The organism is Leeuwenhoekiella sp. CH_XMU1409-2 (assembly GCF_037029365.1).
Classification (GTDB): domain Bacteria; phylum Bacteroidota; class Bacteroidia; order Flavobacteriales; family Flavobacteriaceae; genus Leeuwenhoekiella; species Leeuwenhoekiella blandensis.
Genome location: NZ_JAYMEI010000020.1, coordinates 59,556 through 68,942 on the forward strand (window position 1 = coordinate 59,556; position 9,387 = coordinate 68,942).

At 37.0% G+C, this 9,387-nt stretch carries 12 protein-coding genes; 4 read left to right on the forward strand and 8 right to left on the reverse strand.

Features of this window, described 5'->3' with window-relative positions:
• Nucleotide 1: 1 nt before the first annotated feature.
• Both WA338_RS17015 and WA338_RS17020 read right to left on the reverse strand, forming a co-directional pair.
• Nucleotides 2-1,192, reverse strand: a complete 1,191-nt coding sequence (locus WA338_RS17015; RefSeq protein WP_273016502.1) for a pyridoxal phosphate-dependent aminotransferase — start codon at nt 1,190-1,192, stop codon at nt 2-4.
• 238 nt (nt 1,193-1,430) lie between these two features.
• Nucleotides 1,431-1,901: a ferritin-like domain-containing protein gene (locus WA338_RS17020; protein WP_272985400.1), complete on the reverse strand. Its 471-nt coding sequence runs from the start codon at nt 1,899-1,901 to the stop codon at nt 1,431-1,433.
• A 163-nt stretch (nt 1,902-2,064) separates the two neighbouring features.
• Here WA338_RS17020 and WA338_RS17025 point away from each other — a divergent pair, with 163 nt between their 5' ends.
• Nucleotides 2,065-2,523 carry a DUF6428 family protein gene (locus WA338_RS17025; RefSeq protein WP_272985402.1) on the forward strand — a complete coding sequence of 153 codons (459 nt, stop codon included), beginning with the start codon at nt 2,065-2,067 and terminating at the stop codon, nt 2,521-2,523.
• A 14-nt stretch (nt 2,524-2,537) separates the two neighbouring features.
• Here WA338_RS17025 and WA338_RS17030 read toward each other — a convergent pair whose 3' ends face one another.
• From WA338_RS17030 to WA338_RS17040, 3 genes are read right to left on the reverse strand one after another with little or no spacing between them, the layout of a single operon-like run.
• Complete coding sequence (locus WA338_RS17030) at nt 2,538-3,182, reverse strand: hypothetical protein (RefSeq protein WP_272985403.1); 645 nt, start codon at nt 3,180-3,182, stop codon at nt 2,538-2,540.
• Nucleotides 3,183-3,188: 6 nt separating this feature from the next.
• Nucleotides 3,189-3,836 carry a hypothetical protein gene (locus WA338_RS17035; RefSeq protein ID WP_272985405.1) on the reverse strand — a complete coding sequence of 216 codons (648 nt, stop codon included), beginning with the start codon at nt 3,834-3,836 and terminating at the stop codon, nt 3,189-3,191.
• A 3-nt stretch (nt 3,837-3,839) separates the two neighbouring features.
• Nucleotides 3,840-4,490 (reverse strand): hypothetical protein, encoded by a 651-nt coding sequence (locus WA338_RS17040; protein ID WP_273016504.1) that lies wholly within the window; start codon nt 4,488-4,490, stop codon nt 3,840-3,842.
• Between the two features lie 270 nt (nt 4,491-4,760).
• Here WA338_RS17040 and WA338_RS17045 point away from each other — a divergent pair, with 270 nt between their 5' ends.
• Complete coding sequence (locus WA338_RS17045; protein ID WP_273004771.1) at nt 4,761-5,225, forward strand: cold-shock protein; 465 nt, start codon at nt 4,761-4,763, stop codon at nt 5,223-5,225.
• A 10-nt stretch (nt 5,226-5,235) separates the two neighbouring features.
• Here WA338_RS17045 and WA338_RS17050 read toward each other — a convergent pair whose 3' ends face one another.
• Genes WA338_RS17050 through epsC form a run of 3 tightly spaced genes read right to left on the reverse strand, consistent with a single transcriptional unit; the run spans nt 5,236 to nt 7,754 of the window.
• The gene (locus WA338_RS17050; RefSeq protein ID WP_336094293.1) at nt 5,236-6,033 is read right to left on the reverse strand and encodes a DUF1853 family protein; all 798 of its coding nucleotides are present in this window, start codon (nt 6,031-6,033) and stop codon (nt 5,236-5,238) included.
• Nucleotides 6,034-6,036: 3 nt separating this feature from the next.
• Nucleotides 6,037-6,921, reverse strand: a complete 885-nt coding sequence (gene cysM, locus WA338_RS17055) for a cysteine synthase CysM (RefSeq protein WP_009780258.1) — start codon at nt 6,919-6,921, stop codon at nt 6,037-6,039.
• A gap of 23 nt (nt 6,922-6,944) precedes the next feature.
• Entirely contained in the window at nt 6,945-7,754 is an 810-nt protein-coding gene (epsC, locus tag WA338_RS17060) for a serine O-acetyltransferase EpsC (protein ID WP_336094287.1), read from the reverse strand.
• A 64-nt stretch (nt 7,755-7,818) separates the two neighbouring features.
• Between epsC and WA338_RS17065 the strand changes: the two genes are divergently transcribed.
• Together WA338_RS17065 and WA338_RS17070 are read left to right on the forward strand one after the other, a co-directional pair.
• Complete coding sequence (locus WA338_RS17065) at nt 7,819-8,604, forward strand: tRNA pseudouridine(38-40) synthase TruA (RefSeq protein ID WP_336094289.1); 786 nt, start codon at nt 7,819-7,821, stop codon at nt 8,602-8,604.
• 153 nt (nt 8,605-8,757) lie between these two features.
• Entirely contained in the window at nt 8,758-9,303 is a 546-nt protein-coding gene (locus tag WA338_RS17070) for a type 1 glutamine amidotransferase domain-containing protein (RefSeq protein ID WP_336094291.1), read from the forward strand.
• Nucleotides 9,304-9,387: the final 84 nt, after the last annotated feature.

A 9,387-nucleotide genomic window follows, 5' to 3' on the forward strand; every position in this document is an offset into this window, starting at 1 on the left:
TTTACACAAGGATTTCATCGATCGCATCGGTAAAATATTTCATTTCCTCCATAGTACCCATACTTACACGACACCAGTTCTGATCCCAGAATTTAAATGCACGTACAACCACTTTCTTATCATAGATTTTTTCAAGAAAAGCATCCCCTTCCATATCGATCGGGAAGATCACGAAGTTTGTAGAAGATGGCATATAGTCAAATCCTCGAGACTCTAGGTAAGAAGTTGTATAATCACGTGCCTCTTTGATCTTATCCTTACACATGGTTAAATAGGCTTCGTCATCCATACTTGCAGAAGCCGCCGCAATGGTTGGTCCCGCAATACCCATTCCACCACGTGTGATTTTGTTTATTCCTTCTAATGATTCTTTTTTACCTAACATATATCCCATACGCAGGCCTGCCATTCCGTGTATTTTAGAGAACGTACGAGTTACAAAAACATCATAACCTTCAGCAACTAATGGAGCCATACTTGCTTCTAAACCTTCTGGAGCCAGTTCGAGATAAGCTTCATCTACAAATACAGGAACCGTCTTAGATACGCGTTTACAAAAATCCTTCAGTTTTTCGGTATCTGTAAGGGTAGCAGTTGGGTTGTTGGGATTGGTAATATAAACAAGCTTAGTATCTTCGTCGATAGCGGCTTCCATAGCATCTAAATCATGCTGATAATCTTCAGTTAACTTTAGAGCTTTCCAGGAACCACCGGCTGCTTTGGCAACGCTCACGAGTGACATATAACTTGGATCACCACTTACTACGTTTCCACCTTCACTAAAATAAACCAATGCTGTTTTTTCTAATAAGTCGGAAGAGCCTGGCCCCATCATAATATTTTCGGGAGAAACCCCTTCTTTATCTGCGATCTTTTGAACGAGTTCACCTAAAGAAGACCACGAATAGTGATTTCCATCCCAAACATTGTCTTGAAATGCTTTTGCTGCCAATTTTGATGGACCGTGTGGATTCTCGTTCCAAACAAGGCGTGCTTTTACCGTGCTTAGATCGGGGAATTTTGGAGGCGTAAATTCGTCAAAAGCTGAATTTTTGTATAGAAATTTTTGATTATTTCTCTGAGCCTGTTCTACAGTAGTTGCCCATAAAGCTGTGGGAGCAACAGCAACAGCGCCCACCGAAAAAGCCATTTTTTTAAGCCATTCTCTTCTTGGAAGATTTGAAGTACTCATAGTCTAGATAGTGTTAGTTTGTATTTCTTTAAAGTTAAGAAAACCTAAATGCTAATCACCTCTAAACTTGATAAAAAGAAAGCTTTAAATTATTGATAATTTAAACAAAGTGTCGTTTTATTGAATATATTTTAGTCGAAAATGGTTTTTCAACTTGTGAGTTTTCCTAAACTACTCTTCAAATTATACTGACTACCAGTGATAAACCGTAGAAGGCCTAAGTAAAATTAGAGGTTAATTATCTAAGTTTGGCAATATCGTCAAGTTGCTGTAAATCTTCAATGGTATGATAGATCTGAGAGAGTTGGTTGTTGATCACCGTGCGTAAATGCTGTGGAAATTTATCACTTTCTAATGCATTCTCATATTCTTCGGCACTCATTTTTTCTCCGCGCAGGCATTCTTCAAGTACAGAAGAAATATCGTCTTTGCTCACGATACTTTTGACATCAATCCAAAAGCGATGCAAATCAGCCGCAAGGCTACCTTCATCTTCGGGTCTTGCGTTTAAAGCGTGCAGTTCTTTATCGATTTCTGTTGCAAACTGGTTGCGCTTTGCTGCTTGACGCTGCATAAATCCTTTGAGCGCCGTGTGTTCAATTTCTTGCATGGCTTTGATAAAGCCTTTTTCGGCATCGTAATTTTTTACCAGTAATTTTTGTAATGCTTCGGTAAGTTCCTGATTCAGCTTTTGATTTTGAGCGTTCATTTTTAATATAGTGTGTTTACTTCGTTACCCCTTGATATTAAAGGCATAGTAAAAGTACTTAACCTAATTTAAAACCATTGGTTTTTTGTTAAATTTTGCATTAGGTTAACACTAGTAGAATATATAAATAGCTTATTTAGAGCTCAATTTAAAAAGAGACTTTATGAAACTGTCTGATCTTAAATCTATTTTGCAAAAAGTATATAAAATTGGTTTTGAGTTTCCTGATGGAAAGTTAATACCAAGTCAGTATCAAGTAGTAAAGGTGGGCTTACAAACAGAAAAGATGATTAATCTTGATGGAACTATTGAAAATACCCAATGTATTTTGGTTCATTTAAGTCCAAATCCAAACTTTAATCATCGCCGCAATCCAAATGCCTTTCTGAACTTAATTAAGAATGCTGAAGATCTAATGGACCTCCCTGATGCTCAAGTTCAAATAATATTATGGAGTGCTGCTACAGCAAGTATCTATAATCTAGAAAAAGCTGAAAAATATTTTAAGCTGTTGCCAATCAAAACAGATTCTACTATTAATCCCACTAGGATAACTATACAAACAACACCTTTAATAGATGCGGCGTCAGATCCAAGCTTACCAGGCAATAGTTGTTGTTGATTTAGGTTTAAGATCTAAAAACCAGCGGGTTTAGATAAGATTCCAGTAGTGATATAATTTCCAGCGCTAACATTCCAAGAAGGAAGTTCTTTGGCTAAAAGACCTTTTCTATAAATAATCAGATTGAGGTAAATATTTACTTGGATATTAGCATTATTCCAGAGCCTAAATTTTGAGTTATTAACAAATGCTTTTACGTGCCAAGTGCCAGTATTTGTATCTTTATATGAGTATACTTGAGAACCTTCGATGTATTGATCTCCAGAGTCACTTGAAGCGACTACATTAGTCTCTCCATATTGACCGCGTACATAGAATCCTTGTACAGTTACGGCGTACTGATCTATTGGAATTTTTGTGTCATAATTTTGAACACCTATATTTTGGGTGTTTTCAAACTTTAATTCAGCATAATTAATAGGACCGTATCTACTATTTTCAATATCATATTGCACGATTTCCTTATCCTGCTTTTCTACCAAAAGTTTGGAGCCTCTAATCTCATTAAAATCACCCGGTGCCTCAAGATACAATTTCTCGTCTACCTTAGTGTGGCCATTAACATCTAGCGTAGCTTGGGGTGTAGTAGTATTGACTCCTACTTGTGCTACAGATGTATTTAGATACAACAAAATCAAAACCGATAAAATAAATTTCATAATCCTCTATTTTATGTTTGGTGCTGCAACGCTACCGGTGTTTGAACCTCCAAGATTTGTCTGGATGGGGGGTAATGCTCGATAATAAGATCTATCGTAAATGATTAACGTAATTTCATACTCTATTTCTGTATCAGGATCAGGGTCTAAAAAAGTATTTTGAATTTGTAAATGCCAGGTTTCTACACCCGAACCAGTAAGAGATGGAGCAGTAAAAACACGCGTAATAAAATTACCCATTGTAGGCCTGTTATGGTTTTGAACAGCTTGCTTAGCTATAGGGTCACCGATATATCGAAAATTAGAAATCGCAATCAGATAGCGATCAGCCTCAAAAGAGATATCTATGTCTTCAAGATTATCGCCAACCAAATTATAAAAACGATATTTTTTAATGTTGATAGGTGCAACGGTAAGATTATCAACATTTAATCTGTTTATTTCTCCAACCGGAGTAGAATTGGTCAGTCTCGTTATCAGTTTAAAATCAACATCGTTATTATTAGTGGAACCAAGCTGATTGGTTTCAAATTCGTCTTGAATTAGGGTGGATCCTGCGATGTGTAAATCGGTTTCCGGTTGCGTAGTACCAATACCTACCTGTGCCAAAGTTTTTGCCGAAATGATCAAAACCAATACTAGAAATAATCGCATAGTTTAATCTATTATTGGATTTGTCGCGCTATTTGTCGAACCATTAGCCATTGGAATGGTTATAGTTCCCAATTGTTTTGAAAGATCTCGAGAATAGATAAGTGTAGTGATGGTCCAAGTACCTATCTCATTATCATACAAATTATTTGCTGAAGGAAAATCTGCTGTAAGGTGCCAAGTACCTCCTTGAATGTATGCTGAAAAGTTGGGCACCGTAGCATAACCGTCAATATCCAATTCTCTATTGTAGTAAGCAGAAATGGTATTGACCACAAAATCTGTAGCGCTGATATTTGTATTAAGATCAAAAATCCAGTCTTCGTTAGGATTTTCAATTATATATTCTTGAATATAACCCAAAGCGGTACCGGTAGGGTTACTTACATCTAAAGTCTTTAATTTATTTGAGGCACCTTCCTGTACTAAAAAAGTAGAAGTATCAGCATCAACCATATCGTCGATGACTCCAATCTCAATACCATTTCTAGTGATGGCATCACCGGCAACTTCAAGCGTGACTCTTGGATCTGAAGTCCCTATACCTACTGCATTCTGACCTAGAAGGCAAAAATGTGTACACAAAGCAAAAAACAGTAAAAAATATTTACCGTAGGACATAAACGTAGTAGTTGAAGTGGGTTTATACAAGGGCAAAATAACTGAATTTTAAGATATTAAGCAAATAAACGAGATTAAATATTTGATAAGTAAGAATAATACTACAATTTGTTCTTATGTAGATGAATCAGATGATACCGCTTTATAATTTGTATCTTTACAGCAGATGAGTAGAGATAAGCTTTCGGCTTACTCAGTTATTGATAGCGCTTGGTTTAGATTATTTGTACATCTTCTTGTTATCCCTCTCGTACCAATTCCTTTTCACATACTCTAATTACTAATTTTATTTAACCGAAATTTTCTATGGGAAGATCACAACAAACGTATAGCAAAACAGAACGAGAGAAAAAGAGATTAAAAAAACGAGAGGAAAAACAAAAAAGAAAAGAAGCCAGAAAAGCTAATGCAACAGGTGGTAACTTTGAAGATATGATCGCTTATGTTGATCACAACGGTAACCTTACAGATACACCGCCAGATCCATCAATGAAGGTTGATGTTGATATTGAAGATATTCAAATAAGTATTCCTAAGACCACCGAAGAAGATAAAATCGCTGCTGAGGAAGCCAAAATCAGAAAAGGAAAAGTGTCTTTCTTTGATCATTCTAAAGGTTTTGGTTTTATTATTGATGCAGAAAATCAAGAGAAATATTTTGTACACGTTAGTGGAATCTTAGAGGATGCCATTGATGAAAATGATAAAGTTTCTTTTGAATTGGAGCGAGGACAAAAAGGAATGAACGCAGTTCAGGTAAAGAAAATTTAAAGGATTTTATTTACCACCAACAGGCAAAATGCTTTTCAATCTTTTTTGAAGTAAAACACCAAAACATAAAAGAGCGTTGCTGTTCTAGTAGTTGTTGAGCTGTGGCATAAAAAGAATCAAAGTTTAGCGTGTATGCATCGTTATACGGCTCACAGACCCAATCTTGCTTTTCTGGAATATAAAATCGATAAGTTGTTTGATTCAGGAGTGCAAGTTCGTGTTGTTTATAAAAGTTGCCTGCAATTAATTCTTTATCTAAATCAATTATCCTAGTGCTGACCGGTACAAAAAGTTGAGCTTTAAAAAATAATTGTTGGGTAATAGCATTCGTACGTATATTAAGTTGTTCCAAGAGTTTAAGCGTCTCTTCTTGCTGTAACATTGGAAATTGATGCTCCTTTAATTTTTGTAATTTAAAGGACAAGTGGTCTTTCAGATTTGGACCGACTAGTTTTTCGATCCAACTTCCTTTTCGATCAGGATCATAGAGATAAAATTTATAGACCATTTCGACATGAATATGAAAATTATCAGGCGTTTCTAAGATAAAGTCGAGTTCGCCTAAGGTCTTTTTCTTTGCAATGATTTGAAGGTTTTTAGCCAGAATCCTAAAGTCATTCGCTCTGAGTGCAGCTTCCATAAAATATTCCATACGATGACCGAAGCGCAACGTATTTGAAATAGTAAATGCTGTGGGTAGTACCCTCTTTGTAGCCTTCAGTTCAAAATTTGAAAAGGGAAAAAAAGACGAATCAAACCTTAGTTGAGGCGTCTCTAAAAATCCTTGATATTGCTTCTCTAAACTGATTTCTTAATCGAATAAATCTGACGATAAATAACGGTCTCCGCGATCACAAATGATTGAGACCACCACGCCTTCTTCTAACTGTTCGCAAAGGCGTAACGCGGCAACTGTAGCGCCACCACTGCTCATACCGCTAAAAATCCCTTCTTCTTTAGCCAGTCGCTTTGACATTGCCCGTGCATCTTCCTCGCTTACTTCGAGAACCTGATCAACCTTAGAAGCATCAAAAATTTTAGGTAAATATTCTTTTGGCCATTTGCGTATACCGGGAATGCTTGATTCGTCAGTAGGTTGCACCCCAACAATTTGAACTTTTTTATTTTGCTCTTTCAGATATGTAGAAGTTCCCATTATGGTACCTGTAGTTCCCATAGAAGAAACGAAATGCGTAACCTTTCCTTCAGTATCCCTCCAAATTTCCGGACCGGTAGTTTTATAATGCGCTTTCCAATTGTCTGGATTTGAAAACTGGTTAAACATAAAATAGCCATCATTTTTAACTTTAGCTTCAGCAAAATCTCTCGCACCTTCGATACCTATATCTTTTGACGTAAGAATTACTGTGGCTCCGTAGGCTCGCATCGTTTGCACCCGCTCCTTGGTTGCATTCTCGGGCATAACAATTTCAAGATCTAAGCCGTACATCGAGGCAATCATAGCCAGAGCAATACCGGTATTTCCACTTGTGGCTTCGATCAATTTGGTATCTTTTGTAATCTCGCCACGTTCTAAGGCTGCGGTGATCATATTAAAAGCTGCACGATCTTTAACGCTTCCGCCCGGATTTTGCCCTTCAAGCTTAAATAATAATTTCACTTTAGGGTTTGTCTGTAAAACTTTAGACTCTACCAGTGGTGTATTGCCAATAAGGCGTTCTATAGAATAATTCATTTAATTAAATTTTGGAAAGCCTACTATTTCTGTTCTAATTCTCTTATCAATATTTCAGGCTTATGCGAAACAAGTGAGTAGGGTGGGACCGACTTTGTTAACCAGACATTTCCTCCAATAATACTATTGGCACCAATGGTGGTATCTCCACCAAGAATGGTGGCATTTGCATAAATGGTTACATTCTCCTCAATGGTGGGGTGACGTTTAACCGCTTGAAGATCTTTTGCAACACTTAGTGCTCCCAGAGTAACACCTTGATAGAGCTTCACGTGATCTTTGATGACTGCGGTTTCACCAATAACGATACCCGTGGCGTGATCCATAAAAAAGTACTCTCCAATCTCTGCACCGGGATTGATGTCTACCCCTGTAACGTGATGTGCATATTCTGTCATTAACCGCGGTACAATAGGAAAGCCTCTCTTGTAAAGCGCGTGACTAAGTCTGTAAATCGCAATGGCGTGAAAACCGGGATATGCCAGATAAACCTCTTCAATACTCGTAGCTGCAGGATCATTATTAAAGATAGCCTCGGCGTCGAGATTAAGCTTTCTTAAAACTTCAGGAAGCTCGGCGACATACTCATCCCAAACCTTACTGCATTTTTTATCAATATCCCAACAGGCCAGTTCAACAAGATTTTCAAAAAGGCGCTCTAAGCGATCTAGATCTTCATCAAGATCATTGGGGAAGTTAAAAAGCGTCGCAAAAAGTTCTTTTGTAAAACGTTGAGTATCTGTTTTTAACCTGAAATTGAGATTAGCATTTTGCTTATGCTCCTTGATCTGGTTAACGATTTTATCTTTATTGATCATAGTGTTTCGATTCATTCAAATTTATTGAATTGTATTTGCACAACACGCTCTTAAAGCACTAAAATTCTATTTTTGAATTATGTTTAAAAAAGAGTTTTATTACTTACTTAAAATTCAATATTTAGGATTTAGGTACCACGGCTGGCAAAAGCAGCCCGATCTTCTCACGGTAGAGCGCATGATGCAGCGTACGCTAAAGTATGTATTAGGTCGTAACAATTTTAAATTCATTGCAGCAGGGCGTACAGATGCCAAGGTTTCGGTAAATGAAACCTATGTAGAGCTTATTTTAAAAGAGGAGGCTCTTGCTGATTTACTGGAGTTTCATAAGCTTTTTAATGAAAATCTTCCGCAGGACATTCGCTTGCTAGAAATCATAGAAAAAGCCGATCAAACCAATATCATACAAGCGCCTAAACTTAAAGAATACATTTACCTCTTTTCCTTCGGTGAAAAAAATCATCCATTTTGCGCTCCATATATGATCAATGTAAAAGGGCAACTTGATGTTGAATTGATGCAAAAGGGAGCTGCGTTTATGCAAGGAACCCACGATTATCGCAATTATGCGTATAAAGCTTCTGCCGAAACGCAAACGGTGATGACCATCGTATCTTCAGTGATTGAAGAGAATACCTTATATACGGCTAATTTCTTTCCGAAGCATTCGTACATTTTTAGAGTTGTGGGAGCCGGATTTAAACGGCATCAAGTGCGTTTAATGATGGGGGCCTTATTTGATCTTGGGAATGGCATATTATCTTGGCAGGATTTTGAGAAAAGCTTAGATGGTAAAATTCCGTATAAGCTCACCCATATCGCGCAGGCTTCTGGATTGATCTTACAAGAAGTCAATCTGAAATAGTTCAATTTGACTTAATTTAAGTTAAATCGATACGCGCTTAACAAAGCTTAACCCTTACGCAGTAAGCTTTAACCCGTCGTTAACCCTTATAGCTAACGTCTTCTGCTAACTTTGTTCTTGAATTGATTTTATAACCAACAAAAACAATATACTATGAAAAAGGTAGCGATTTTAGCAACTAACGGATTTGAAGAAAGTGAACTTACTTCACCTTTAGAAGCAATGAAGAAGGAAGGATTTCAGGTAGATATCGTAAGTGAAAAATCTGGAACTATTAAAGCTTGGGCAGAAACCGACTGGGGAAAAGATTATAATGTAGACAAAACTTTAGACGAAGTTTCAGCAAAAGATTATAACGGATTGGTGTTACCAGGAGGCGTAATCAATCCTGACCAATTGAGAAGAAATGAAAATGCGCTTGTATTTATCAGAGATTTTTTCAAGCAACATAAACCGGTAGCAGCGATTTGCCATGCACCGCAAGTATTGATCAGCGCTGATGTAGTAGAAGGAAGAACTTTAACTTCATTCTCATCGATCAAGAAAGACTTGGAAAATGCAGGAGCATTGTGGGTTGATAAAGAAGTAGTGGTGGACGAAGCTCTAGTAACGAGTAGAAATCCTAATGATTTACCAGCATTTAATGCAAAAGTAATTGAGGAAATCAATGAAGGAAAACACGAGTTGCAACACGCATAATCCAATATAATGAGTCGTCCTAAAATAGGTTGACAGTTTTTAAAAGTTTAAATCAATCCGGTGAAGCTAGCTTCACCGGATTTT